The sequence below is a fragment of the Streptomyces sp. JNUCC 63 genome (assembly GCF_054366325.1).
In genome coordinates, this window is the sequence record NZ_CM135963.1 from 8347102 (window position 1) to 8371059 (window position 23958).

At 70.1% G+C, this 23958-nt stretch carries 25 protein-coding genes and 1 pseudogene; 14 read left to right on the forward strand and 12 right to left on the reverse strand.

Annotated elements, in window-relative coordinates:
• Positions 1–18: 18 nt before the first annotated feature.
• Together ACX25U_RS38925 and ACX25U_RS38930 are read left to right on the forward strand one after the other, a co-directional pair.
• On the forward strand, positions 19–753 hold the full coding sequence (locus ACX25U_RS38925; protein ID WP_454387101.1) for an alpha/beta fold hydrolase: 735 nt from the start codon (positions 19–21) through the stop codon (positions 751–753).
• A gap of 657 nt (positions 754–1410) precedes the next feature.
• Positions 1411–1872: an SUKH-3 domain-containing protein gene (locus ACX25U_RS38930; protein ID WP_454387103.1), complete on the forward strand. Its 462-nt coding sequence runs from the start codon at positions 1411–1413 to the stop codon at positions 1870–1872.
• Between the two features lie 15 nt (positions 1873–1887).
• On the opposite strand, the gene ACX25U_RS38935 is transcribed toward ACX25U_RS38930, so the two are convergent.
• From ACX25U_RS38935 to ACX25U_RS38955, 5 genes are all read right to left on the reverse strand, one after another.
• Positions 1888–2535: a transposase gene (locus ACX25U_RS38935; protein WP_454387105.1), complete on the reverse strand. Its 648-nt coding sequence runs from the start codon at positions 2533–2535 to the stop codon at positions 1888–1890.
• Complete coding sequence (locus tag ACX25U_RS38940; protein ID WP_454387107.1) at positions 2532–3476, reverse strand: ISL3 family transposase; 945 nt, start codon at positions 3474–3476, stop codon at positions 2532–2534. Before ACX25U_RS38940 ends, ACX25U_RS38935 begins: the two co-directional genes overlap by 4 nt.
• A 311-nt stretch (positions 3477–3787) precedes the next feature.
• Positions 3788–4144, reverse strand: coding sequence for a WD40 repeat domain-containing protein (locus ACX25U_RS38945; RefSeq protein ID WP_454387109.1), 357 nt, complete (start codon positions 4142–4144; stop codon positions 3788–3790).
• A 112-nt stretch (positions 4145–4256) separates the two neighbouring features.
• A protein-coding gene (locus ACX25U_RS38950) for an IS5 family transposase (RefSeq protein WP_454382190.1) occupies positions 4257–5071 on the reverse strand; the annotation gives its coding sequence in 2 pieces (ribosomal slippage) (positions 4257–4714 and positions 4714–5071; 816 coding nt in all).
• Between the two features lie 66 nt (positions 5072–5137).
• Positions 5138–5734 (reverse strand): hypothetical protein, encoded by a 597-nt coding sequence (locus tag ACX25U_RS38955; protein ID WP_454387111.1) that lies wholly within the window; start codon positions 5732–5734, stop codon positions 5138–5140.
• 451 nt (positions 5735–6185) lie between these two features.
• On the opposite strand from ACX25U_RS38955, the gene solA reads away from it, so the two are divergent.
• Positions 6186–7334, forward strand: coding sequence for an N-methyl-L-tryptophan oxidase (gene solA, locus ACX25U_RS38960; protein WP_454387113.1), 1149 nt, complete (start codon positions 6186–6188; stop codon positions 7332–7334).
• Between the two features lie 18 nt (positions 7335–7352).
• On the opposite strand, the gene ACX25U_RS38965 is transcribed toward solA, so the two are convergent.
• Both ACX25U_RS38965 and ACX25U_RS38970 read right to left on the reverse strand, forming a co-directional pair.
• A complete protein-coding gene (locus ACX25U_RS38965; protein WP_454387115.1) occupies positions 7353–7697 on the reverse strand; it encodes a hypothetical protein in 345 nt (114 codons plus the stop codon).
• A complete protein-coding gene (locus ACX25U_RS38970; RefSeq protein WP_454387117.1) occupies positions 7694–8623 on the reverse strand; it encodes a conjugal transfer protein in 930 nt (309 codons plus the stop codon). Before ACX25U_RS38970 ends, ACX25U_RS38965 begins: the two co-directional genes overlap by 4 nt.
• 345 nt (positions 8624–8968) lie before the next feature.
• On the opposite strand from ACX25U_RS38970, the pseudogene ACX25U_RS38975 reads away from it, so the two are divergent.
• A pseudogene (locus ACX25U_RS38975) lies at positions 8969–9745 on the forward strand (hypothetical protein); the annotation flags it as partial.
• Between the two features lie 94 nt (positions 9746–9839).
• Positions 9840–10682 carry an IS5 family transposase gene (locus tag ACX25U_RS38980; RefSeq protein WP_454387119.1) on the forward strand — a complete coding sequence of 281 codons (843 nt, stop codon included), beginning with the start codon at positions 9840–9842 and terminating at the stop codon, positions 10680–10682.
• Between the two features lie 23 nt (positions 10683–10705).
• On the opposite strand, the gene ACX25U_RS38985 is transcribed toward ACX25U_RS38980, so the two are convergent.
• Complete coding sequence (locus ACX25U_RS38985) at positions 10706–10984, reverse strand: hypothetical protein (RefSeq protein ID WP_454387120.1); 279 nt, start codon at positions 10982–10984, stop codon at positions 10706–10708.
• A gap of 227 nt (positions 10985–11211) precedes the next feature.
• On the opposite strand from ACX25U_RS38985, the gene ACX25U_RS38990 reads away from it, so the two are divergent.
• Positions 11212–11604, forward strand: coding sequence for a hypothetical protein (locus ACX25U_RS38990; RefSeq protein WP_454387121.1), 393 nt, complete (start codon positions 11212–11214; stop codon positions 11602–11604).
• 318 nt (positions 11605–11922) lie between these two features.
• Positions 11923–12342: a hypothetical protein gene (locus tag ACX25U_RS38995; RefSeq protein WP_454387123.1), complete on the forward strand. Its 420-nt coding sequence runs from the start codon at positions 11923–11925 to the stop codon at positions 12340–12342.
• Between the two features lie 27 nt (positions 12343–12369).
• On the opposite strand, the gene ACX25U_RS39000 is transcribed toward ACX25U_RS38995, so the two are convergent.
• Positions 12370–13326 (reverse strand): LysR family transcriptional regulator, encoded by a 957-nt coding sequence (locus ACX25U_RS39000; protein ID WP_454387124.1) that lies wholly within the window; start codon positions 13324–13326, stop codon positions 12370–12372.
• A gap of 107 nt (positions 13327–13433) precedes the next feature.
• Between ACX25U_RS39000 and ACX25U_RS39005 the strand changes: the two genes are divergently transcribed.
• From ACX25U_RS39005 to ACX25U_RS39035, 7 genes are all read left to right on the forward strand, one after another.
• The gene (locus ACX25U_RS39005; RefSeq protein WP_454387125.1) at positions 13434–14306 is read left to right on the forward strand and encodes an FAD binding domain-containing protein; all 873 of its coding nucleotides are present in this window, start codon (positions 13434–13436) and stop codon (positions 14304–14306) included.
• 1 nt (position 14307) lies between these two features.
• The gene (locus ACX25U_RS39010) at positions 14308–14829 is read left to right on the forward strand and encodes a (2Fe-2S)-binding protein (RefSeq protein ID WP_454387127.1); all 522 of its coding nucleotides are present in this window, start codon (positions 14308–14310) and stop codon (positions 14827–14829) included.
• Positions 14826–17198, forward strand: coding sequence for an aerobic carbon-monoxide dehydrogenase large subunit (locus ACX25U_RS39015; protein WP_454387129.1), 2373 nt, complete (start codon positions 14826–14828; stop codon positions 17196–17198). Before ACX25U_RS39010 ends, ACX25U_RS39015 begins: the two co-directional genes overlap by 4 nt.
• A gap of 9 nt (positions 17199–17207) precedes the next feature.
• Positions 17208–18134: an XdhC family protein gene (locus tag ACX25U_RS39020; protein WP_454387131.1), complete on the forward strand. Its 927-nt coding sequence runs from the start codon at positions 17208–17210 to the stop codon at positions 18132–18134.
• Complete coding sequence (locus ACX25U_RS39025; protein WP_454387133.1) at positions 18127–19035, forward strand: AAA family ATPase; 909 nt, start codon at positions 18127–18129, stop codon at positions 19033–19035. The genes ACX25U_RS39020 and ACX25U_RS39025 overlap by 8 nt, the downstream gene beginning before the upstream one ends.
• On the forward strand, positions 19028–20164 hold the full coding sequence (locus tag ACX25U_RS39030) for a vWA domain-containing protein (protein ID WP_454387134.1): 1137 nt from the start codon (positions 19028–19030) through the stop codon (positions 20162–20164). Before ACX25U_RS39025 ends, ACX25U_RS39030 begins: the two co-directional genes overlap by 8 nt.
• 501 nt (positions 20165–20665) lie before the next feature.
• A complete protein-coding gene (locus ACX25U_RS39035) occupies positions 20666–21094 on the forward strand; it encodes a hypothetical protein (RefSeq protein WP_454387136.1) in 429 nt (142 codons plus the stop codon).
• 99 nt (positions 21095–21193) lie between these two features.
• Here ACX25U_RS39035 and ACX25U_RS39040 read toward each other — a convergent pair whose 3' ends face one another.
• The 3 genes from ACX25U_RS39040 to ACX25U_RS39050 all read right to left on the reverse strand — a co-directional run bounded on the left by ACX25U_RS39040 (position 21194) and on the right by ACX25U_RS39050 (position 23395).
• A complete protein-coding gene (locus ACX25U_RS39040) occupies positions 21194–21586 on the reverse strand; it encodes an integrase core domain-containing protein (RefSeq protein WP_454387137.1) in 393 nt (130 codons plus the stop codon).
• A gap of 228 nt (positions 21587–21814) precedes the next feature.
• A complete protein-coding gene (locus tag ACX25U_RS39045; RefSeq protein ID WP_454387139.1) occupies positions 21815–22279 on the reverse strand; it encodes an integrase in 465 nt (154 codons plus the stop codon).
• Between the two features lie 636 nt (positions 22280–22915).
• The gene (locus tag ACX25U_RS39050; protein WP_454387140.1) at positions 22916–23395 is read right to left on the reverse strand and encodes a hypothetical protein; all 480 of its coding nucleotides are present in this window, start codon (positions 23393–23395) and stop codon (positions 22916–22918) included.
• Positions 23396–23958: the final 563 nt, after the last annotated feature.

The following is a 23958-nucleotide window of genomic DNA, read 5'->3' on the forward strand; positions in this document are numbered from 1 at the left end:
TCACTTCTGGGAGATCACATGGCCACCTTCGTACTCGTTCCCGGCGCCTGGCTCGGGGCGTGGGCCTGGGAAGACACCGCCCGCGCTCTGCGGGAGCGCGGCCACAGGGCGCTGCCGCTGACGCTGACGGGTTTGGCCGAGCGCGCCGACCAGGGCGGACCCCTGACGGACCTGGACACGCACATCGCGGATATCACCGAATTCGTTGGGCGAAACGATCTGCGCGGCGTCACGCTGGTCGCCCACAGCTATGCGGCTGTCCCGGTGACCGGGGCAGCCGGACGTCTCGGCGACCGGCTGGAGCGCGTGGTCTATGTGGACAGCGCCCCGTTCGCCGTGGGCATGTGCATGCTGGACCTCATGCCACCAAAGGCAGCGGACCAGCTGCATCACCAGGTTGCCGCATCCGGCGACGGGTGGCGGCTGCCGATGCCGCCCTTCGAGGTCGTGGGCCTGTCCAGCAGCCTTGACGGGCTCGATGAGGGCCGGCGGGACGTTCTGCGCGCGCGTGCCACCCCTCAGCCGTTCGGCACCTACACTCAGCGCCTTGCCGGCCCGGCCGAGCTCGGTTCCGGTGTGGACCGTGTCCTGGTTGCCTGCCATGACTTCACGGGCCTGCTGGATGCCGGGGTGCCGATGCTGGCCTTCCTGAACCAGCCGCCGTGGCGGCGCTTCGACCTGCCCACCGGACACTGGCCGATGCTGTCGGCGCCCGCCGAACTCGCCGGCATCCTCGATGCGGCCGCCTCCTGACCGTGCAGGGACCATCCCCGCGGGTGCGGGGAGCAGCTGCACGAGGTGCGGATCGACTGCCTTCGCGAGGGACCATTCCCCGCGGGTGCGGGGTTACCGACGAAATACGGTTCGTGAGGTGACGGAAAGCCGGTCCCTGACCGTGCGAGCGTGCTGGAGTTCCCGGGTGTTCAATGACAGTGGGGGGGCGATAGATACCCGGAACCACGGAATCTGTCGTTTCCGCTGACTGGAGCCACAAAACGGGCGTTCCAGAAGTAGGCGATCCCAATGAACTTCGTATGCGGAAAGATCCTCTGCACAGCGGCCGGAGCGGAAGGACTCTTCCCGTGGTTCGCCATCATGTTCGCGATTCTGTTTGTGGCCCTCGTGGTCATGCTGCTGAAGACCAGGCACCGTTGACCTTCGCGGGACCCGCAGGAGCTGCTGCTTTGGTGTGTCCGCGCGCGGGTCCTGGTAGATGTGGTGGGTGGCTTCGTTCATCTTCAGTGACAGCGTTTGTCGACGAGTTCGAGCAGCAGTTGGCGATCACTGGAGCGATGAATGTTCACGAGTTTTGGTTCTGGCTCAACTTCTGTGGTGCGGTCACACAGTGTTCTCTGACGCAGGCCGGTGAGATGATCACTTCCCCATCTGTAGTTGGGAGTTGGCCGCAAAATGAGCAGTTGGTCATCAAAGGTGTGTAAGGTCTTGCAAGCGTCAGGCTGGACACCTGGACGGAAGGTGGACACGGGCCGCTGGCGAGTTATGTTCGAGCGCACCGGCTTGTCGATGCACGACGCTGCGGAGAGGTTTTTGCGCGAGTTCGGCGGTTTGACGGTGAACATCAGCGGGCCAGGGGTCAGCCGCGCGCGTGAGCCGTTCGAGCTGGATCCAGCGCTGGCATGGGACAGCGAGGAAGACCGGTTTCTGGAGTGGGGCGAGTCGATAGGTCGTCGGCTCTTTCCGCTTGGTGAGCTTGATCACGGCCGATTCTTCTTGGCTATCGACGAGGTAAGCGAGATCTACCTGGTCGAGACCTGGATAGCCAGCTTCGGACCGATGCCGCGAGCCCTCGAAAACTTGATTCTCGGCGTGGCTCCTAGCGTGATCGATGACGGGTACGAACCAAAGGAGTGAGACGAGACCCGCCAGTCACTTGTAGAGCAGGACACGCTTGCGCAGGAGAGAGAAGCCCGCGCGGCCGAACATCTGGCGCTTGAGCATCTTGATCCGGTTGACATGCCCTTCAACCGGACCCGAGTTCCAGGGCAAAGTGAGCCCGGCGATGACGGCGTCGCGGTCGCGGTCGATGCCTGCGGCGAGGGTGTGGAGGCTGGGCAGGTCGTCCTGCCGGACCGCGGCGAGCCATTCCGGCAGGCACTCACCCTTGCGGTCCGTGAGCATGGTCGCGAAAGACCGGACGTGAGAGGTGAGCGCGTCGAGTTCGGGGCAGTGCGTCCGGACGGTCTTGAGCTGGAGCTGCTCGGTCTCGGTGAGGTTTTCGGGGCGGCGGAGGATCCATCCGGTGACGGCCCGGGGCGAGGGCGCCCTGGCCGTCACCGGCCGCGGCGAGGTGCGCTTCTCATGCAGGTAGGCGCGAACGCGCTGGTAGCTGCCCCTGTAGCCGAGCGGAACAATCTCCTCCCACAGTTTCCAGTCGTTGGTGCAGCCCTTGCTCCAGCGGTCGTCAAGGTAGGTCTTGTACTCGTCGAGAACGGAGGGCCGGTTCTGCCACTGGCCCGTGAAGAGCTCTTCCGCGGTCTTGGCGTCGGCGAGCTGCTTGACGGTGCGGTAGGTCATGCCGAGCTGCCGCTGGATCGAGCGTCGGCTGTGCCCGGCCTCCAGCAGGGTGCGGACGGCGGCGTGCCGGGCCCGGGTGCGGTCGGCGAACCGATGCCCTCGCGGCCACGGCGAGCCGGACGGGTCCGCAGCCGGGGCGGGCTCGGACTCGGGTGCAGGAGCCGTGGGGACGAGGACGTGCAGTGGGCGACGCTCCGCTCGGCGGCCTCGCTGAGGTTGTGCCACAGGTGCCACCGGTCCGCGACCTGGATGGCCTGCGGGGCCCCGGCGGCGGCGCCTTCGGCGAAGAATGGGGCCCGGTCCCGGCACACGATCTCGACGCTGGACCGTTGGGCAAGCCAGGCGGCCAGGCTGGAGGCCTCCCGGTCGGGCAGCAGATCGAGGGGCTGGCGGGTTTCGACGTCCACGAGGACGGTGCCGTAGTGGCGGCCCTTGCGGGTGGCGTACTCGTCGACGCCGACCACGCGCGGCGTTGGTGCCTCCGGCTCGGGAAGGGCGTCGACCAGGCGCAGGACCGTGCTCGGGCTGACGGGCATCCCGACAATGCGGGACAAGCGGGCGCCGGCCCGGCCGGCCAGGGCGAGACCGACTGCGGCCAGGGTGGAGCGCTGCCGCTCGGTGCGCTGGCCGTGCCTGCGGGTCAGGCCGGGTATCTGCTCGACGAAGGTGCGTCGCGGGCACGAGGAGTTCTGACAGGTGAACCGGCGGACCTGCAGCCGCAGGACAACGCTTCGTCCGGCGGCGGGTACGTCAGCGGGAAACCGCAGGTAGGAGCCGTGAACCCGCCTTGACCATGTCCCACAACCCGGACACGCGGCGCCGTTCGCCGTGCACTGCACGTCAACGCGCACTATCTCGATGCTCACGTCCACCGACCGCACCACGACGTCCGCGATCGACGGGAACAACAGCTCCTTCAGCTGGAGCACGGCCTCTTCCACGGCCCCGAACTATCAGCCCACCACTTTGGCCACTAATTGTTTCCGGGCAACTTCCCGAGCCGCAATGAGGGCACCAGTCGTCACTCAGCGTGCGCGGTCCACAGAAGTTGAGCCAGAACCCGAGTTTTGACGGCGCTTCACGTCAGTGATCTTGACCTGCGGTCCATCCCGAGCAGATGTGTCCGTCGCCTGGCAGCCTCATCCGAAGCGGAGCCTGGCAGGAAGTCTGTCTCTGTCACCTGAGAGGAGACAGCCGGGCCGTATGTGGTCTGCCGCCCCGCGCATGCCCGTGGCGGGCGTCGCCCGCTTGGTCAAGCGGGCGGTGGGACCAGGACCGCGATGTCGCCGCCGAACCCCACCACCAGCTGCCCGTCGGGCGCCATGGTCACTGCGGTCACCTCCGAAGGGAACACCAAATCCGAGCCCACCTGGTGGTGGGAGACAAGGTCCCACATTCGTACCGTCCGGTCGTCGCCGCCGGTGACCACGAGCGGCCGGCCGTCGACCACGGCCGTGGCGACGGCCCACACCGGACCGGTGTGGCCGGTTAGGGGTGCACGACCCATCGCTCCCGTGCGCGTGGCCACATCCCACACCTGAATCCGGCCGTCCCAGCTGCTGGTGACGACGACCAAGCGGCCGTCCACCACGGCGGCGGTCAGCGACACCCGCTGGCGGCTGCCTCCAGTCGGAGGCAGAACCTGGCCCTCGTGGCGACGATCCGTCAGGTCCCATACGTGGGCAGTGCTGTCGTCGTGCAGAGTGATGGCCTTAGAGGTCCTAACAGAGTGCTCGTACGCGCCGGTACAGGATGAGGCAGGTAGCGAGCTGCAGGAAGGCCTCGTGGATGTCGTCGCGGTGCTCCCAGCGGATCCTGAGGTGGCGAAAGCCGTGCAGCCAGGCGAACCCGCGTTCAACTACCCAGCGGTGGATGCCCAGTCCGGATCCATGGGGCTGTCCGCGGCGGGCGATGACCGGGGTGATGCCCAGGGTGCGAACCTTGCGGCGGTAGCGGTCGTGGTCGTAGCCGCGGTCCGCGTACAGCCGCCGGGGCCGGTGCCGGGGCCGCCCGCGGCGCCCCCGCACCTCGGGGACCGCCTGCAGCAGCGGGACCAGCTGGGTGACGTCGTTGCGGTTGCCGCCGGTGAGCGTCACCGCCAGGGGAGTGCCGCGCCCGTCGCAGATCAGGTGGTGCTTCGAGCCCGGCCGGGCGCGGTCGACCGGACTCGGGCCCGTTTTGGGCCGCCCCGCAGGGCACGCACGTGGGAGGAGTCGATCGCGGCCCGGGAGAAGTCCAGCTGGTCGGCGCCGTGCAGCTTCGCCAGCAGGACCTCCTGCAACTGGTGCCAGACACCGGCCTCGTTCCAGTCCCGCAGCCGGCGCCAGCAGGTCATCCCGGAGCCGAAACCCAGCTCCTGCGGCAGCCACTCCCACTGGATATTGGTGTGCAGCACGAACAGGATGCCCTGCAGCACACGGCGGTCGTCCAGCCGCTTGCGGCCTGGATGATCGGAGCGGCGTTCGATCTTCGGCAGCAGCGGCTCGATCAGCGCCCACAGGGCGTCGTCGATCTCCCAGGGTTTGGGGCGAGACATCGCGCACCTCCTGGCCAGAGCGGATCCGCACCAGAATCTCCAGGTTAGCGCAAATGTTCCATTTTGTTAGAACCTCTTAGGGTGGCCATCCACCACGGCCGTCACCACCGCCCCCACAGCGCCGACGCGGCCCGTCGAGGGATCCCCCGCGAGGGCACCCAAGGGCTCGCCCGTGGCCGGGTCCCACATCTGCAGCCGCGGAGCGCTTCCGCCGGTGAGGACCACGGAACGACCGTCCACCACGGCCGTTGCTGCCGTCCACGCCCCGCCGACGAGTCCCGCCAGGGGCCGGCGTCCGGTCAGGTCCCACGACTGCGCCAGCGCGTACGGATCGGCGACAACGGCAACGGGGCGGCCGTCCACCATCGCCGTCACCACCGCCCACACCGAGCCGCGGGCGGGCAGGGCGTCGCCCATCTGCTCACCGGTTGCCAGGTCCCGAACCAGCACGGCTTCGTCGTCGCCGCCGGTGACGGCGACCGCGCGCCCGTTGACCACCGCCGTCGCGGCCGACCGCACCCAGTCGGCATGGCCGACCGCCCTGACGGCCCCACCGATCAGGCCGCCGGTGGCCCATTCCACCCGCCACCCCATCCCCGCGACCGCCGCCCGTGTCGCGGCCAGCTCGTCGCGGGCACCGTCCTCATGAACCGGGTCTGTCATGATCGGGAGGCTAACCGCTCCTCTCTCGGAGGAGATCCTGCGTGCCGTCAGTCGGATCCAACCTCACTGGTTGCCGCCTGAGCTGCAGCCTCTCACCAAGCAGCCGTCGCCTGTCGTATCCGGACCGGCGCCATCGGCGTCACCCACTGTCTTCCCGGCCCCGCAGCCTGAAGCGGTGTGGTCGGGGTGCTGACATCTCCCCTTTGGGCCTCCTCAGCCGCCTCATGGGAGCTGCCGGGTCGGAGAGACTCGGTTCCGTAGCCGCCAGGAAGACGGGAAGGGGTGGGCCGGGTGTCTGGCCGGGACCGTCACCAGATTCGTGCGGTCCGGTTCTTGTCCGGCCGGCCCGGAGCGTCTCGTAAGAGTCGATCGCTCGCCGCGGTCGATTGCCTGCCTGATCCCGATGTGTAGGGTGGGCACCAGGCAGGGAAGCGGGTGCTCAGGGGCAGGTATGGACGTGATCGTGGTCGGCCTGGGGGCGATGGGCAGTGCCGCGGTCCATCAACTCGCGCGGCGCGGGGTCGACGTGCTGGGCATCGACCGCTACAGCCCGCCGCACACCTTCGGTTCCAGCCACGGCGAGACACGGATCACCCGCCGGCTGACTCTGGAGGGCGCTGAGTACGCGCCGCTGGCGGTGCGCTCCCACGAGTGGTGGCGACGCATCGAGGCGGAGACCGGCGTGTCGGTGCTCACCGCGTGCGGCGTACTGAACCTGGCCGACCAGGCCGCCGACGCGGGGGCGTTCGCCGTCCACGAGCGGGCTGCGGCCGCCTACGGCATCGACTACGAGCTGCTGGACGCCGCCGCGCTGCGGGACCGCTTTCCGCAGTTCCGCGTGGAGGACACCCGCGTGGGCCTGCTGGAGCCCGGCGGCGGCTTCGTCCGTCCCGAGGCCGCGATCAGCGCCCAACTGGAGCTGGCAGAGCGGTACGGCGCGCAGCTGCACCGCGGGGAGCGGGTCCTCGCGGTCGAGGCCGCGGCGTCGGCCGTCACCGTCCGCACCGACGCGGCCACGTACACGGCCGACCAGGTCGTGCTGTGCGCGGGAGGCTGGCTGGCGGGCCTGCTCGACGATCCCGGCCTTGCCCGGCTCTTCGGTGTCTACCGTCAGGTCCTGCACTGGTTCGAGATCGAGGGCTCCAGGCAGGACTTCACCCCCGGGCGTTTCCCCACCTTCATCTGGGACGGGGTGAGCCGGGCGGATGAGTATTTCTACGGCTTCCCCTCCGTTGACGGCGCGACGGTCAAGGTGGCCACCGGACAGCTCGACCACCGCACCCCCGACCCGGACGCGCTCGATCGCACCGTCGCCCCGGACGAGGCGGCCGGCTTCCACCAGGCCATGATCAGCGGCCGGCTGCCGGGGGTATCCGCTCGCGCCGCGCGATCACAGGTGTGCATGTACACCGTCACGCCGGACGGAGCGTTCGTCATCGACCGCCTGCCGGGCCGTGAGCGCGTACTGGTCGCCTCTCCCTGCTCCGGCCACGGCTTCAAGCACTCTGCGGCGATCGGCGAGGCGCTCGCCGAACTGGTCACGGACGGCGCCACCACCCTCGACCTCACACCTTTCGCGCTCGGCCGCTTCACCCGGTAGGTCGGCCGGCGGCCGCGGTCATAGCCGGCCTCCGACGCCCGGCGAGTGGTTGAGGGAGGTCGGGAGTTCGGACTGGACGGTGCCGGGGACGGCGGGTGCGCTTTTGGACGGGTTCTTCACCTCGTCCTCGAACATGTTCGCGAGGCTGTCGCGGGAGTTGTACAGCCCGAGCGCGATCACCATCAGCAGCAGGGCGCCGATCCCCGCCTTCAACGAGAATTTTTGGATCATGATGACGACGACAACGAGCACGACCAGACCGGCCTGCAGCCCCTTGGTCGCCCACTCCTTGAACATGGTGATCCAGGAGTCGCCGAGGTCGTTGAGCTGCCCGGCGAGCACCAGGCTGTGCATCGTGTTCACCGGGCACCCCCGTCCCGAGCAGCCCCGGACTGAAGCGCGGCGACTTCCCACCGGCCCGAACGGGACGTGAGCGTGAGCTCGTACGCCAGCGGCCACCGGCCGCCGGTGTCCCGGGCTTCCACCCGGGCCAGGACGCGCACCTTCGTGCCGTCGGCCGGCACGTGTTCGGCGGCCGCGGCCTCCTCGATCGCGGACACCTGCTGGACGGTGACCGCCGTGTACGGGGCGGGGGAGACGGCGGTGAGCTTCACCCCCGGCGCGAGGTAGCGGTCGACCTCGCCGGCACCGGTCAGGTATGCATCGAGGAACTCCCCGACGGCGGAGGACAGATCACCCTCCGGGAGGGTCACGCCGTACGCCGACTTCGGCACCTCGGCCCGGGCGGGGCCGGCCACCACGCCAGGCGCACCGGTCACCGTGAACGAGGCCCCCGCCCGGTCGGCGGCCACCGGGACGGCGTAGTAGCGCACCGATCCGTCGGCGTACTGCGCAGCCACCGTCACCGACCACGCGCCGCCGTCGCGCTGCGCACTGCGCACCGCCGTCACGGACCGCGGCGCCGACTGCGCACCCGCTGCCGGGTCGGGCAGGTCGACCTCCGGCGCGAGTGACTGCGCAAGCCGCGCCTGCGCACTCGTCGCGTCGTCCGCGCTGCTGCGCAGCCAGACGCTGAGGAACAGCTTTGCATAGCCACCCGGGTCGGCGGCAGCTGCGGTGCGCACGACCGTGGGCTTGGCCGGGGTGGCTGCCTGGACCGTGGCCGGGGTGGAGGTGATGGCGACGCACAGGGCGACGGGGCCGGCCGCGATGGCGGTCAACACCGCCACACGCGAGAGCCGGACGCGGCGCCGCATCGACTCCAGCCGGGCACCGGCCGCCATCGGAGCAGCAGCCTCGCTCTGTGAGGCCTGCTTGCCAGGAGACATGGTCAAACTCCCAGGTCAGAACGGATGTTGCTGACCTTGAGGAAACCCGCCGGCCCCGACCCGACCACCGACCACGAGACCCCGACCATGGTCACGATGGGGACACGAAGTCCGTGGTCGGGGCCATGGTCGGCCCGACCACGACCCCGACCACGGCAGCTAGAAGGCCGCGTTGCCGGATCGTGACCGATGGTCGGGGCTGGTGGCCGTCAGCCTGGTCGGGGTCGGCGGATGAGCTGACGGCATGGAACGCACGTACGCCTCCGCCCCCGTGCCCACCGGCCGGCCCGCCCCGGCGGGCACGGTGCGCTGCCGTGGCCACCGTACGCCACCCAGGACGGCACGATGAGCGGCTTCGGATCCGGTGTCCGCCGCGGCGTGATGGCGGCCGATCAGTTCACGCAGATCGCCAACGGGTTGTTCCGCGACAGCCGCATCTCGTACCGGGCGAAGGGCTTGTTCGGCTACATCAGCACCCACCGCAACGGATGGCTGGTGACCATCGCCGCCCTCGTCGCCCTGGGCCCCGACGGGCGAGACGCGGTGCGGGCAGGACTGAACGAGCTGGAGAAGTCCGGCTACCTCGTGCGCGATCGCGTGCGCCGCCCCAACGGCACCCTCGGAGAGATCGTCTACAGCATCACCGATCGCTCCGCCGCCCCGGACGTCCCGCCGATCGACCCAGCATCCACCTTCCGGAAGCCCGGCAGCGACGCCGACTTCAGCGCGGGCATCCGCCGCGGGATCATGGCGGGAGACCAGTTCACGCAGATCGCCAACGCGCTGTTTAGGGACAGCCGGATCTCCTTCAAGGCGAAGGGACTGTTCGGCTACATCAGCACCCATCGGGACGGCTGGCAGATCACCATCGCCAACCTGGCCCGACACGGCCGCGAACGCATCGACGCCGTGACCACCGGCCTGGAGGAACTGGAGCATCACGGATTCCTGCTGCGCGAGCGCGACCGCAACCCCGACGGCACGCTCGGGCAGGCCCTGTACTTCATCACCGACCTGCCCACCCTGCAAAACCCCAGCTCACAACCAGAGTCGGATTATCCAGGATTGGCTGAGCCAGTGTTGGCTGATCCCGGCACTAAGAACACCATCGTTAAGAGGTCGCGCGGATAGGTGCGGTTGGGGACACCGGCAACAGGACGGGCACAGGTTCTGGTGATCATGGAGTTGCGACGCTCTGTGATCACTGAGGAGACCTGTGCCCGCGCTGCCATCATGGCTCACCGAACCGCTCTGGGACCAATTCGCGGCCCTGCTGCCCGAGCGGCCGGAGTACCACCCGGACCATCCACTTGGCTGCCACCGCCGACGTATCAGCGACCGGATCGTCTTCGACAAGATGCTGCAGCTCCTGCGCTTCGGCTGCTCCTACCAGGCGATCGCCGACACAACCTGCTCGGCCACCACGATCCGCAACCGCCGCGACGAGTGGATACAACTGGGCGTCTTCACCCGGCTCAAGCAGATCGCGCTGGAGTCCTACGACCGGATCGTGGGACTCGTCCTCGACCAGATCGCCGTGGACGGCTCTATCACCAAGGCTCCCGGAGGCGGCGAGGTGGCCGGGCGTTCCCCGGTCGACCGCGGCAAACAGGGCTTGAAACGCTCGGGCATGACGGACGGATACGGCATTCCGCTGGGCCGGGTCCTGGCCGGCGCCAACCGCCACGACTCCCCGCTGCTCGCCCCGACCCTGGACCGCCTGGACGACCTCGGACCGCTGCCCGACGACATCACCGTCCATCTGGACGCCGGCTACGACTCGGACAAGACCCGCGCTGTGCTCGACGATCGCGGCTTCCACGGCCGTATCGCGCACAAAGGCGAGAAGGCACCCATCCAGGCCAGTCGGCGGTGGCACGTGGAACGTACCCACGCCTGGCAGAACGCCTTCCACCGGCTCGCCCGCTGCTACGAGCGGCGCGCCACCGTCGTCGACGCCTTCTTCGACCTCGCCGACGCGGTTATCACCGTGCGCAGCCTGATCCGGCAGGCATGGGCGACTCACCGCTGGGACGAACGCCCAAACCGCCGACCATGACAGCACCCTCATCCGCGCCGCATCTAAACGTCGCGCACCGCGAGCAGTTCGACCGCTGCCCCAGACGACTCCAGCAGTGGTGCAGCGGCAGAACGCCGGGGATCCGCCCGGTAGGCAGCGAGATCCTCGCTGGTGGGAAAGGCTATGAGGTGGGCCTCGACCTGATCGTCCAGAGTGCGCAGTCGGCGCTCAAGACGCCCTCCATACTCGGCAAGGAGGGGCAGGACAGCGCTCTCATAAGCGTCGAAGGTGCCCAAGCCGCCTTCAGGTAGCCGCGCGAGCATCAAGTAGGTGACGGCCATGGCTCCCTCATAGCGGTCTGTAACCGGTGATCTTCTGAGCCTAGCTGGCGTACACGCCTTCAACGCCGCCCCAGCGGCCGTCTATCTGCGCGACCTCTAAGAAGACCAACAAGAAGAAGACCAACCCCCTCCGTCCGTGCGACCGCGGCGACGCCGTGCGCACGAACGCATGGACGGCCCCCTCGCACGCGACAACGTCGCCGAAGCCGCCGCCTGCGGCAGACGAGGTGCACGCGGGTATCCGGCTGCTGCTTCAGATCGGGGCGAGCCGTCCCGAACTGCTGCTGACCGGACCGGCGCTGACCGATCAAGGCCGCGTGGCGACCGTGATGCTGGAGGCCGGCTGGAGCGCCGAGCAGCTGCGCCACGTCATCACCGGCCGACCGCTGCCGAACCCGGTGCGCACCTCCATCGGCGCGATCATCGCCGCCCGGCTCCGCGCCGCCCAGGCCTATCCGCCGTCCGGCACTGCCGCCACCCGCCACGACGTGGCCCCACTGGACGAACCGTTCGCGGAGGCGACCAGGGAGCGGTCATCGACAGCGGCCGCCGCCCGTTCCGTGGTTCTGGATCACTTTCCGTGCCGGGGCCACGCAGGGTCACCACAATCGCGATCATGAACGGCCGTGGGTGATGTGTTCCTCCAGGATCTGTGGTTCCACCGGGTCGGACGAAGCCACAGCTCGCAGCCGGTGAAGCCATTCTGGAGAGCTACGACCGGGTCGCGAACACGGCCACCCGCCCGGGCCCCGCCAGTCCGACGCGGCCCCGGCGCCGCTCCGTGTCCCCCTGCCTCCACGGACCGCATCACCCCACCCCGGGCCGTCCCGAGCGAAACAGAGATGCTGGAGTACGATTCCCGTTCGATTCATCGAACGGCTCTGGAAGGACGGGCCTTGAGTGCCCAACTGAGAGAAACCGCAGTGCAGTTGGCAGGCATGCTCTGGCGTCGGCACACCGTGTACCGGGACCGGGCCGGGGGTGTGGTCATCCGGGGAGAGCATGTGCAGCGCTGGATCAGTCTCGCCCCCTCGGGGCGCAGGGACGAAATCCTGCTCCGTGCGGGCCGTATCCTCGACGGCGGCACCACCGCTCCGGCGCGTTCGGAGACGGTCGTGCCGCTCTGTGCCGGCACCGGCGAGCTCGCCACGGCCTGCCGCCGCCTGCTCGCCGAGACCGCCGCCGACGCCGCACCGCCCGCCCCGGCGGCTCCCGGCCGGACCAGGCGGTCCGAGGAACCGAAACGGCCCGGGCGGAAGGGGAAACGGATGATCCTCGCCTCCTGGACGATCCTCGCCTGTGTGGTCGGCGTCGTCGCCCTGTACGCCTACAGCACAGCGACGACCGGCACGCGCTGAGGAAAGCCCGCAGGAGAGCCTGCTCTCTCACGCGCCCCAGAGCGTGACGTACACCGGGGGCCGGAATCGGGAGGGCGGGACGCCCGCGCCGGGTGCGCGCATGATGCGGGTCGCTGCGGGCGTGTGCAGGAAGCGCAGGAACGCGTCGGTGGCCGGGGAACGATGCTCGGCCTGCAGGACGGTGGCGTGCCATGTGGCATCCGATGGCGTGGCCGGAGTCTCCAGTACGCGCAGCTCGTCACGCCGGATGCGGGGCGACACCAGATGGGCCAACGCTGGTGCCACCCCCGCGCCCTCGGCGGCAGCCGCCCAGGTCGCGGCCTGGTTGGGGAACACCCACACGTGTCCTTCGGCCACTCCGAGCCGACGTAGCAGCCGCCCGGAGTCCGCGTCCGGATCGGTCCCGGAGGAATCGACCAGCCACGACCACTGCGGCGGCGGACCGGGCGGCCGCGGCGACCCGGCGCCGATCACCACGACCAGCTGGGTGCGGAACAGTGGCTCGCTGACCAGTTCGCCCCCATGATTGGCGCCGAGATACGGCCCGAGCGCGATGTCGGCCAGCCGGTTCTCGACCAGCACACGTATCTCGTTGCTGGCGACCACCCCGAAGGAGGTCTCGGCCCTGCGTCCTGAGCGGTCGGCGAAAGCCTCCACGAGCGAGGGGAGCACGAACTCGGCCAGCGTGCTCGTGGCGACGACCCGCAGCTCGTCGCGCGCACCCCGTGCCGCCCGTACCGCCGCCTCGGCATCCGCGCTCAGCGCGACCATCTGCGACGCGACCGGCAGCAGCCGCGCGCCCGCGGGCGTCAGACGCATCCCACCGCCGCCGGTGCGCCGGATGAGCGGATCGCTGTAGTGGGCGCGCAGCGCGGTGAGCGCCTGCGACACGGCGGACTCGCTCACGCCCAGGGCTCGCGCCGCGGCGCCGACCGAACCGAGCCGGGCGACCAGCACGAAGGTGCTGAGCTGTGTGACGGTCATTACCTGATTTTCCTGCGTTCGGACGGATAAGTGAATGCTTATCGACCCATTGCATGGCCGGTGCGGAAGGGCGCAGCCTGAAGGGCACAGCGCTTCGGGAGGGCCCGATGCAGGTTCCAGCTGCCTTCCAGTACGAGACGGCCACCAGCGTTGAGCACGCGATCGAGCTGCTCACACGCTACGGCCCCGAGGCCCGGGTGGTGGCGGGCGGACACAGCCTGCTGCCGATGATGAAGCTGCGGCTGGCTCAGCCCGAAGCCCTGATCGACATCAACGGCCTCGGCGAGCTGGCGCTGATCCGGGTGGACGGGCACGACCTGGCCGTCGGAGCGATGGTCCGCCACGCGGAGCTGCTCGCCTCGCCGGTCGTCGGCGAGCACTTCCCCATCCTGCGGGACGCGGAACGGGTCATCGCCGATCCGCTCGTACGCAACCGCGGCACCGTGGGCGGCTCGCTGTGCCAGGCCGATCCGTCGGAGGACCTGTCCGCGGCGTTCTCGGCACTGCGGGCGACTCTTGTCGCTCAGGGCCTCGGCGGCAGGCGCACCATCGGGATCAGGGAGTTCTTCCTCGGTCCGTACGAGACCGCGCTGAACGAAGCGGAGCTCCTGGTGGAGATCCGCGTGCCCATCCGTTCGCACGCCAGCGCCTACCGCAAGGTCGAGCGCCGGGTCGGCGACTGGGCGGTCGTCGCCGCGGGAGCGGTGCTGGAGATCTCCGACGGGGTCATCACCGAGGCCGGGATCGGGCTGACCGCGGTGGGTGCCCCACGGTTCGTGTCCGAGCAGGCCGAGGACCTCCTGCGCGGCGGACGGCCGGACGACGAGGGCTTCGCGGAGGCAGGCCGGATCGCCGCGCAGGAGTGCAGGCCGACGGCCGACCAGCGCGGCCCGGTCGACTACAAGCGGCATCTGGCCGGGGAGCTCACCACGCGGGCGCTGCGCGTCGCCGCCGCACGTGCCCAGGGGCAGGAGGCGTGACATGCGGATCACCGTGACCGTGAACGGTGAGCAGCGCACGAGGGACGTGGAGCCCAGGCTGCTGCTCGTGCACTTCCTGCGCGACGAACTCGGGCTCACCGGTACCCACTGGGGCTGTGACACCTCCAACTGCGGGGTGTGCGCCGTCTGGCTGGACGGGACGCCGGTCAAGTCCTGCACCGTGCTCGCGGTGATGGCCGACGGCCATGAGGTGCGGACCGTCGAGGGACTGGCGCACGGGACCGAACTCGACCCGGTGCAACAGGGATTCATCGCCTGCCACGGGCTGCAGTGCGGCTTCTGCACGCCGGGGATGATGATGACCGCCCGCTGGCTGCTCGACCACAACACGGATCCGTCCGAGGAGGACATCCGGGAGGCCATCTCCGGACAGATGTGCCGCTGCACCGGTTACGAGAACATCGTGCGTTCCATCCGCTGGGCTGCCGAGCATGGAGGCGGGGCGCGGACCTCGGACGCGGCCACCGAACCGGCGCCCGGCCGCGAGGAGGTGCGGGCATGACGACCGTCGAGGAACGGCCGGTCGGTTTCGGACGGATGCCCCGCAAGGAGGACGCGCGGTTCGTCCGCGGCCACGGGACCTACGTCGACGACGTACGGCTGCCCGGGATGCTGTACGGCGCGATCCTGCGCAGCCCGCTGGCGCACGCCCGGATCGTGTCCGTCGACACCAGCGCCGCCGAGGCGCACCCGAAAGTCAAGGCCGTGATCACCGGGGAGACCCTGGCCGGTCTCGGGCTGGCGTGGATGCCCACGCTCTCGTACGACACGCAGGCGGTGCTCGCCACCGACAAGGTGCGCTTCCAGGGCCAGGAGGTCGCCTTCGTCGTCGCCGAGGACCGCTACGCCGCCCAGGACGCCCTCGAGCTGATCGACGTGGAGTACGAACCGCTCCCCGCGGTCGTCGATGCCCGCCGGGCGCTCGACCCGGACGCGCCGGTGATCCGCGACGACAAGGACCAGCAGAGGGACAACCACATCTTCGACTGGTCGGCGGGCGACAAGGAGCGAACCGACGAGGTCTTCGCGGCCGCCGACGTCGTGGTGGAGCAGGACATGCTCTACCCGCGGGTGCACCCGGCGCCGCTGGAGACCTGCGGCACCGTGGCGGACATGGACGCCATCACCGGGAAGCTGACGGTGTGGTCCACCACCCAGGCCCCGCACGCCCACCGCACGATCTACGCGATGGTGGCCGGCATCCCGGAGCACAAGATTCGGATCATCTCCCCGGACATCGGGGGCGGCTTCGGCAACAAGGTCGGCATCTACCCCGGTTACGTGTGCGCGGTCGTCGGCTCGATCGTCACCGGCAAGCCGGTGAAGTGGGTGGAGGACCGCTCGGAGAACCTCATGAGCACCTCCTTCGCTCGTGACTACCACATGCACGGCGAGATCGCGGCGACGAAGGACGGGAAGATCCTGGGCCTGCGCGTCCATGTCATCGCCGATCACGGCGCGTTCAACGCCACCGCACAGCCGACGCAGTTCCCGGCCGGCTTCTTCGGCGTCTTCACCGGCTCGTACGACCTGGCCGCCGCGCACTGCGCCGTGACCGGCGTCTACACCAACAAGGCCCCCGGCGGCGTCGCCTACGCCTGCTCGTTCCGCGTCACCGAAGCCGCGTACCTGGTCGAGCGGATGGTCGACGTGCTCGCGGGCAGGCTCGGCACGGACCCGGCCGAGCTGCGGATGCGCAACCTGCTGCGGCCCGGGCAGTTCCCGTACAAGACACAGACGGGGTGGGAGTACGACTCCGGCGACTACCCGCGCGCCCTGCGGCTGGCCATGGACATCGCGCACTACGAGGACCTGCGCCGGGAGCAGGCCGAAAAACGCCGGCGCGGCGAGCTGATGGGCATCGGGGTCAGCTTCTTCACCGAGGCTGTCGGCGCGGGCCCGCGCAAGCACATGGACATCCTGGGACTGGGCATGGCCGACGGTGCCGAGCTGCGGGTCCACCCGACCGGCAAGGCCGTCCTGCGCATCTCCGTGCAGACCCAGGGGCAGGGCCACGAGACGACGTTCGCGCAGATCGTCGCCGAAGAACTGGGCATCCCGCCCGAGGACGTCGAGGTAGTGCACGGCGACACCGACCAGACCCCGTTCGGGCTCGGCACCTACGGATCCCGCTCGACGCCGGTGTCCGGAGCCGCGGCCGCGATGGTCGCCCGCAAGGTACGCGAACGCGCGAAGATCGTCGCCTCCGCGATGCTCGAAGTGAGCCCGGACGACCTGGAATGGGAGAAGGGCCGCTGGTACGTCACGGGCGACCCCGACCAAGGACGGACCATGGCCGAGATCGCGCTCGCCGCACACTCCAACCTGGAACTCCCGGAGGGCGTCGAGGGCCACCTGGACGCGACCTGTGTCTACAACCCGCCGAACCTGACCTTCCCGTTCGGCGCATACATATGCGTCGCCGACGTGGACGCGGACACCGGCCAGGTGAAGGTCCGCCGGTTCATCGCCGTGGACGACTGCGGCAACCGGATCAACCCCATGATCGTCGAGGGTCAGGTGCACGGCGGACTCGCCGACGGCCTCGGCATGGCGCTCATGCAGGTGATCGCCTTTGACGAGGACGGCAACTGCCTCGGCGGGTCGTTCATGGACTACCTCCTGCCCACCTCGGTCGAATGCCCCTCGTGGGAGCTCGGCGAGACCGTCACCCCCTCCCCGCACCACCCCCTCGGAGCCAAGGGCGTCGGCGAGTCCGCCACGGTGGGCTCGCCCGCCGCGGTGGTCAACGCCGTGGTCGACGCGCTGAAGCCGCTTGGCGTACGCCATGTCGACATGCCGCTGACGCCCGCCGCGGTGTGGCGGGCCGCCCAGGGTCGGCCGCTGCGCACCGACATGGCCATCACCTGAGGCCCCGTGATGACGAACACCGAACTGCTGACCCGCGCGGACGCGCTCCGGCACGGCCGTACCCCGTTCGTCCTGGCCACCGTCGTCCACGCGGAACGGCCCACGAGCGCCAAGCCCGGGGACAGTGCACTGGTGCTGCCCGACGGCACCGTCGAGGGCTTCGTGGGCGGCAGCTGCGCCGAGACGACGGTGCAACTGCAGGGCCTGCGCGTGCTGCAGACCGGCGAGTCGCTGCTGCTGAGAATCACGCCCGGCGCGGACACTGGCACTGAAGGCCCGCAGGAGCCTGTCGAAGGCCTGGTCACGGTGGCCAATCCCTGCCTGTCGGGCGGGACGCTCGACATCTTCCTGGAGGCCAATCTCCCGCCGGCGCTGGCGTACGTCTACGGACACGCCCCCATCGCCCGCGCTCTGCTTGACCTCGGTCGTGTGCTCGGCCTCGACGCCCGACCGGCCTCGCCCGGGGAGCCGCTGCCGCCCGATCTGGACGTCGTCGTCATCGCCACGCACGGCCGCGACGAGGAGACCGTACTGATCGAGGCCGCACGCGCCGGGGTCCCATACATCGGGCTCGTGGCCAGCCCGAAGCGCGGCGCGGCGGTGCTCACCGCACTGGGTCTCACCGAGGAACAACGCGCGCGCATTCACACCCCGGCCGGGCTGGACATCGGCGCGCGGACCCCGGCGGAGATCGCGCTGTCGGTGTACGCCGAGATCATCGCACTGCGGCCGCAGGCGGCCCGAGCCGCGCGCCCCGGAGCCGAATCCGCCGCGCCGCAGACCGTGGCCGAGGACGTGGATCCCGTGTGCGGGATGACCGTGGCGATCACGCCCGACACCCTCTGGCTGGACCGGGCCGGCAGCAGGGTGTACTTCTGCGGGCCGGGGTGCCGGCACGCCTTCGCCGACGACCCCTCCCGTTACGCGCATGTCTGACCTCGACCCCCTCGTACCCGATGTCCCCGCCCTGCGCTCGCGTCTCGACACAGTCGGCTACCTGGCCGACGACGCCCTGGTCACGGCGCTGCTGCTGGCCGTGCGCATGCGGCAGCCGATCCTGCTGGAGGGCGAGCCCGGCGTCGGCAAGACCGAGGCGGCCCGCGCGCTCGCCGCCGTGCTCGACACCCCACTGATCCGGCTGCAGTGCTACGAGGGACTGTCCTCGGCCGAGGCCCTCTACGAGTGGAACTACCCACGGCAACTACTGGCCATCCGGCTGGCCGAGTCCCGCGGGGAGCCCCTGCGGGACGCCGATCTGTTCACCGAGGACTACCTGCTGCCACGGCCGCTGCTCGCCGCGATCTGCCATCCGGGACCGCGGCCGGCGGTGCTGCTCATCGACGAGGTGGACCGCGCCGACGACGAGTTCGAGGCGTTCCTGCTGGAACTGCTCGCGGATGCCGCGGTCACCATCCCCGAACTCGGCACCCGGACGGCTGTGGTGCCGCCGGTGGCGGTCCTGACCTCCAACCGCACCCGTGATCTGCACGACGCGCTCAAACGCCGCTGCCTCTACCACTGGATCGACTACCCGGACACCGCACGAGTCGCCGCGATCATCCGCAGACGGGTACCGGAGTCGGCCGAGTGGCTGGCCGAACGCGTGGCGCGCGGAGTGGCGCGCCTGCGTGCCCGCCAGGAACTCACCAAGCCGCCCGGCATCGCCGAGGCCATCGACTGGGCGGGCGCGCTGCACACGCTGGGCTTCTCCGTTCTCGACGCCGACGCCGCCGACCGCACCCTGGGGGCGGTCCTCAAGTACGCCGAGGACCTGGAGGCCGTGCGCCGGGCCGGACTGGCGGAGCTGGTCGACGCGGAGGCCCGCTCCGATGCCTGACCTGCCTGAACTGGCCGCCTCGTTCACCGCCGCCCTGCACGACGCGGGGATCGCGGTGGGCCCCGACCGTACCCGGAGCTTCGCTCGGGCACTCACCCTGCTGGCACCGTCGACGACGCGCGAACTGCGGCACTGCGCGCTCGCCACCCTGGTGTCCGCCCCCGAGCAGATCGAGCTGTTCGACGAGGTCTTCCGCGAGGTCTTCGGCGACCCGGCCGACCGCGGGGCACAGCGCGGGCAACCCGGCGATCCGCCCCGATCGCTCCCGAACACCGTCCCCGGCACCCGGAAGGACACCGCGGACGGACGAGGCCGGGATGCCGACGCACAGCCGCGGATGGCTCCCGTGCCCCTCGCCGCCAGTCCGCTCGACCGTCTCGCGGGGCGCGACTTCGCGGACCTGTCCGCCGAGGAACTGGCGCGGCTCTCCGAGGTGATGCGCACCCTCGTGCTTCGCACTCCGACCCGGCCGTCCCGCCGGCGCCGCACAGCGCACCACGGTGCGCGCATCGACGTGCGCCGCACCCTCTCCGCCAGCCGGCGCACCGGCGGGTACCCGCTGCGGCTACGCCGCTTCGCGCCCCGCGCCCGCCCCCGCGACCTCATCGTGCTCTGCGACATCTCCGGATCGATGGAGCCCTATGCCCGCGCGATGCTCCAACTGCTCTACTGTGCCGCCCGCGCCACCCATGCCGAGGTCTTCACCTTCGCCACCCGGCTCACACGCCTCACGCCCGTCCTCCGGCGGGGCGGACCGGACGACGCCCTGGCACGGGCCGGACGGGCGGCTCCGGACTGGTCCGGGGGCACCCGGATAGCGGACTGCCTGGCGGAGTTCAACGAGCGGTTCGGCCGACGCGGCATGGCGCACGGCGCCGTGGTCACCCTCATCTCCGACGGCTGGGACACCGGCGCGCCCGCCGACCTCGCCACCCACATGGCACGGCTGTCCCGGGTCGCCTACCGCGTCGTATGGGTCAACCCGCGCACGGCAAGCCCGCGCTACCGTCCGCTCGTGGCCGGCATGGCTGCGGCACTGCCCTACTGCGACGCCGTCGTCAGCGCCCACAACCTCGCGGCCCTGGACGACTTCACCGCCGCCCTGCGCGCCCGGCGCCGCCGTCGATGACCCTGCCCGTCTCGTGCCCTTGCTCGGCCTGGTGGCCGGACAGCCGAGCACCGCTGTGGCGATCGTCACGAGGGTCTTTGAGGGCCGTTGCGTACGCTGATCTCCACCGTTCGTGAGGGGGCCGCCCGGGGCGAGGTCGATCCCGAGCACCCCTCACCGACGTCTGTCGCGCCGTCAGGAAAGTCGGCATCGGTCAGCATGAGTCCCGCGAAACCTGGGACGTGCTACCCGGGCACGCGACTGCCTGTAGGGTGTGGAAACAGCCCTTGACCTGCAAAAACGCAGGCAGGGAGCCTGATCTTGGGAGTGTCCAAGATCTAGCATCCGGACGTTTGCGCAGGTCAGGTGCATGGTGGCGCCCACCCAGGTCGGCAAAGGGCCAGCATGTGTCTCGGTGGGTGCGTTTCTTGTTGAGTGAGGTCGGTGAGAGCGCCGTGTCTGGCGTGGTGACCGTCTCGTTGCGGTAGCTGGGTTGATCAGCTGGCGTGAGGGGCAGGTCGGATGAGCTGCGACGAGGTGCTGCGGCTGCTGCGGGAGCGGGAGGCGGAGCGGATCACGGCTCTGCTGACGACGTGCGAGCGGGAGCCGGCCCGTATCACGACGGCGTGCCAGGTCGTGGGTGAACTGCCGTGCAGCGAGCCGGTGCCGGCCGCGCCTGCGGCTGTGGCCTCTGCCGTGGTCCCGGCTGCGCGCCGGGGTGGATGTCCGCCGGATGCTGAGGCTCGGGAGCAACTGCTTGCGGTGCTGGCGCGGTATGCGGGTCCGGTGCGCTGTCGGCAGGTGGTGGAGGATCTCGGCCTGGAGATGACGGTCCGCCAGGTGGAGGTGATCCGGCACCGGTTGAAGAAGGCCGTGGCCGCGGGGCTGATGGTGCAGACCCCGAACGGGTTGTTCACCCTGGCGCGTGGCACCGTCGCGGCGGGCGGGTGAGGGTGGGGCAGGAGGAAGGTCTTCTCCTCGTTGGCCGGGTTGATCCTGTGCCGCTCGAAAATACGATTCGGTGCTGTGAGCTGCGGCGGGGCCGTTCGGTCAGGCGGTCCTCTGGTACTGGTTGATCAGGCCGGCGAGGAGGGGTTGCCGTCGGATTCGGTGGGCCTGGAGGTCGGTGACGGTGGCTGGGGCGGGTGGTTTGGTGCTGTCCGGGGGCAGTTGCCGCCGGGACTGGTGGGGGCGGTGCTGGTTGTAGTGCCGGATGTACTCGGCCAGGACCGCTTGGGCGTGGGCTTCGTTCACGATCAGGATGTGGTCGAGGAGCTCGCGCCGGAGGGTGCCCACGGCTCTCTCGCAGATCGCGTTCGCTCTCGGTGCCTGCGGCGGGCTGAGCAGGATCTGCACGTCGTCGGCCTGGAAGACGGCGTCGAAGACGTCGTGTACTTCGCGTCCCGGTCCCGCAGCAGAAAGCGCAGCGAGTCCATCCGGCACCCCGACGTCATGGCGGGATTCCTCGCCTGCCGGACGGTCCACTGCGCGGTGGGGTGGGCGGTGACGCCGGCGAGGTGTAGCCGGCGAGTGCCGCGCTCGATGAAGATCAGGGCGTGCAGGCGCCCCGGCGCCACGGTGTCGAGGCGCGGGAAGTCGGCGGCGATGATGCCGTGGGCCTGGGTGGTGCGGAACTGGCGCCAGGTGGGGCCGGAGCGATGCGGGGCGGGGTCAACTCCCGCGGGCTGCGGGATCTCCCCTGCGGTGGACGGGGCGATGGAGTAGCCGAGGCGGGCGAGCTCGCCTTTGTATGCGGCGGTGGCCCCGGGTGCTGTTCTCGTGCGCCAGACGCAGGATGAGCTGCCTGACGGTGGGCGCGGTCGGGGGCCGTCCCGGGCGGCGGCGCTCGGTGAATGCCCACTTCCGAAAGACCAGGCGTCGGTGCCGGGCCGGCCACGTGGCCGGCGTGACCGCGAAGACCTGACGCCGGCGCTCCCGCGGGACCGGCCGGGAAAGGACGGTCGGCCAGATCCGGTCGGCGCACTCATGGCGGACCCGAGCGATCCGGCGGCGCAGCACCGCGTTCTCGTGCCGCAGCGCCGGCACCTCCGCGTCCTTGGCCACCCGGCTGCGCAGCACGGCGGCGGGCACCCTGATCAGATTCCGGACCGGTGCGGTGACGATCGACAGCGGCATCGAAGGATCATCCCAGGCGCCGTGGAGGCCGTTGCCCCACACGGAGAAGCTGCAGGCCAAACCCAGAATCGTATTTCCGAGCGGGACAGGAAGAAGTCGACGGCGATGATCCCTTCGGCCTGGTTGGTGAGGAACTCCCTCCACGTCGGGCCGACGCGGCGTGGGGCCGGGCCGATGCCCGCCGCGTGGAGGATCTCCCATACTGTGGAGACTCGATGGGATGACCGAGCCGGGCCAGCGCGCCCTGGATCCGCCTATGCCCCCACTTCGCGTTCTCCCGAGCGAGCTGCAGGACCAGCTTCTTGAGTGCTGCCTTGGTCGGTGGCCGTCCGGTGCGGGCGCGCCGGGCGCTGTGGTCCCACTTCGCGGCGATGAACCCGCGGTGCCAGGCCAGCAGGGTCCCGGGCGTGACCGGGAAGACCTCGTGCCGGCGGCGGCGGGGCATCAGGCTGGAGAGTGCAGCCAGCCAGAACCGATCTGCGGGTTCGTAGCGGACCGGGCCGGCGATCTGACGCCGTAGCACCGCATTCTCATGGCGGAGCACGAGTAACTCGGCGTCTTCGGAGGTGTCGCGGCGCAGCAGCACACCGGGGGCGGACAGCAGCTTGCGGACTACCTTGTACAGCATCGAGAGGATCACGGCGGACATGGTCCCAGCCGAGACCGCTCTACCGTCCCGACCTGCGGCGATGACTTTACGAGCCCCACAGGATCGTGTCCAGGCCTTTGCTGTCCGGCAGGGCGGAACAGGTGGTCGTGACGTTGGTGATCAGGTTCGGGCGGGTCGGCCGGTCGCCGTCGGCCTGTGGGTGGCAGGTCTCCGAGACGTGGACGACCGCATTGCAATAGGTAACCCGGGGTGGGGTCGGAACCGGTGGACGGGATCGAGTGCCGGATGGTGATCCGGTCGGCGCCGATGCGGACTTCCCTGACCACCGCGCGCAGGACGCGCTGGCGTTCGAGGACCGACGCGGTCCGGGCGTTCTCACGCAGCCGGGCGAGGAACCCCTCCAGGTTGTCGGCGAGCCTGAGGTAGGCCTGCTGGTCGACGAGCTGGGCGGCCAGGGCCTCCAGCCGGCCCTGCAGGTTCTGTCGCTGCGCGCGCAGCGCGGGCATCCGTGTCCTCGACGCCCCCACCACCAGGCAGCTCCACCCGCGCTGACCCCGTGTACTGCAGCGAATCTCCCAGCGCACGGTCGACAGGGCAAGACCCCCCGTCACACCGGGCCGCTCCGGCAGGGCGCGCCCGACGCACCCTGCGCTGGTAAGCCGGTAACTGCCCGATGACGTACGGATGGTGTCCATGGGCAGTGGACGCCCGGTGACGCCGGTGGAGCCGATGAGTACCTCGTCCTCCGGAATGCCCGGAATCTCGGCGACATGGCGGACGGCCCGGCCGCCCGCCCACCCGAGTCCACCGACTCCGCCGCGACCTCGGGCTGACGACCGTAGCCGCAGCCTGATCTCGACTTCGCCACCAGAGTCAGTGATCAGTACTTCGCCGGGATCGGGCGCCGTGCGGGCCGGGACTGGAGCTCAAGCACAAGGTGTGGTTCGTGCGCAAGTCGGCTGGGGGAATTCCGCCCGGCGGCCGGGCCGGTGGCTCAGAACTGCAAGAATGGCCGGGTCAGCCGTTTGGCGTACGGCGGCGCTATACAGGTGTGTCCCGACGCGTACGC

Coding starts and splice junctions, on each gene's coding strand:
- ACX25U_RS38955 (WP_454387111.1), bottom strand. CDS start 5,734: ATGACAGACCCGGTTCATGAGGACGGTGCCCGCGACGAGCTGGCCGCG.
- ACX25U_RS39005 (WP_454387125.1), top strand. CDS start 13,434: ATGCAGGTTCCAGCTGCCTTCCAGTACGAGACGGCCACCAGCGTTGAG.
- ACX25U_RS39020 (WP_454387131.1), top strand. CDS start 17,208: ATGACGAACACCGAACTGCTGACCCGCGCGGACGCGCTCCGGCACGGC.
- ACX25U_RS38925 (WP_454387101.1), top strand. CDS start 19: ATGGCCACCTTCGTACTCGTTCCCGGCGCCTGGCTCGGGGCGTGGGCC.
- ACX25U_RS38995 (WP_454387123.1), top strand. CDS start 11,923: ATGCTCTGGCGTCGGCACACCGTGTACCGGGACCGGGCCGGGGGTGTG.
- ACX25U_RS39000 (WP_454387124.1), bottom strand. CDS start 13,326: ATGACCGTCACACAGCTCAGCACCTTCGTGCTGGTCGCCCGGCTCGGT.
- solA (WP_454387113.1), top strand. CDS start 6,186: ATGGACGTGATCGTGGTCGGCCTGGGGGCGATGGGCAGTGCCGCGGTC.
- ACX25U_RS39045 (WP_454387139.1), bottom strand. CDS start 22,279: ATGCCGCTGTCGATCGTCACCGCACCGGTCCGGAATCTGATCAGGGTG.
- ACX25U_RS38970 (WP_454387117.1), bottom strand. CDS start 8,623: ATGTCTCCTGGCAAGCAGGCCTCACAGAGCGAGGCTGCTGCTCCGATG.
- ACX25U_RS38985 (WP_454387120.1), bottom strand. CDS start 10,984: ATGGCCGTCACCTACTTGATGCTCGCGCGGCTACCTGAAGGCGGCTTG.
- ACX25U_RS39010 (WP_454387127.1), top strand. CDS start 14,308: ATGCGGATCACCGTGACCGTGAACGGTGAGCAGCGCACGAGGGACGTG.
- ACX25U_RS39035 (WP_454387136.1), top strand. CDS start 20,666: ATGAGCTGCGACGAGGTGCTGCGGCTGCTGCGGGAGCGGGAGGCGGAG.
- ACX25U_RS39025 (WP_454387133.1), top strand. CDS start 18,127: ATGTCTGACCTCGACCCCCTCGTACCCGATGTCCCCGCCCTGCGCTCG.
- ACX25U_RS39030 (WP_454387134.1), top strand. CDS start 19,028: ATGCCTGACCTGCCTGAACTGGCCGCCTCGTTCACCGCCGCCCTGCAC.
- ACX25U_RS39015 (WP_454387129.1), top strand. CDS start 14,826: ATGACGACCGTCGAGGAACGGCCGGTCGGTTTCGGACGGATGCCCCGC.
- ACX25U_RS38930 (WP_454387103.1), top strand. CDS start 1,411: ATGAGCAGTTGGTCATCAAAGGTGTGTAAGGTCTTGCAAGCGTCAGGC.
- ACX25U_RS39050 (WP_454387140.1), bottom strand. CDS start 23,395: ATGCCCGCGCTGCGCGCGCAGCGACAGAACCTGCAGGGCCGGCTGGAG.
- ACX25U_RS38935 (WP_454387105.1), bottom strand. CDS start 2,535: ATGACCTACCGCACCGTCAAGCAGCTCGCCGACGCCAAGACCGCGGAA.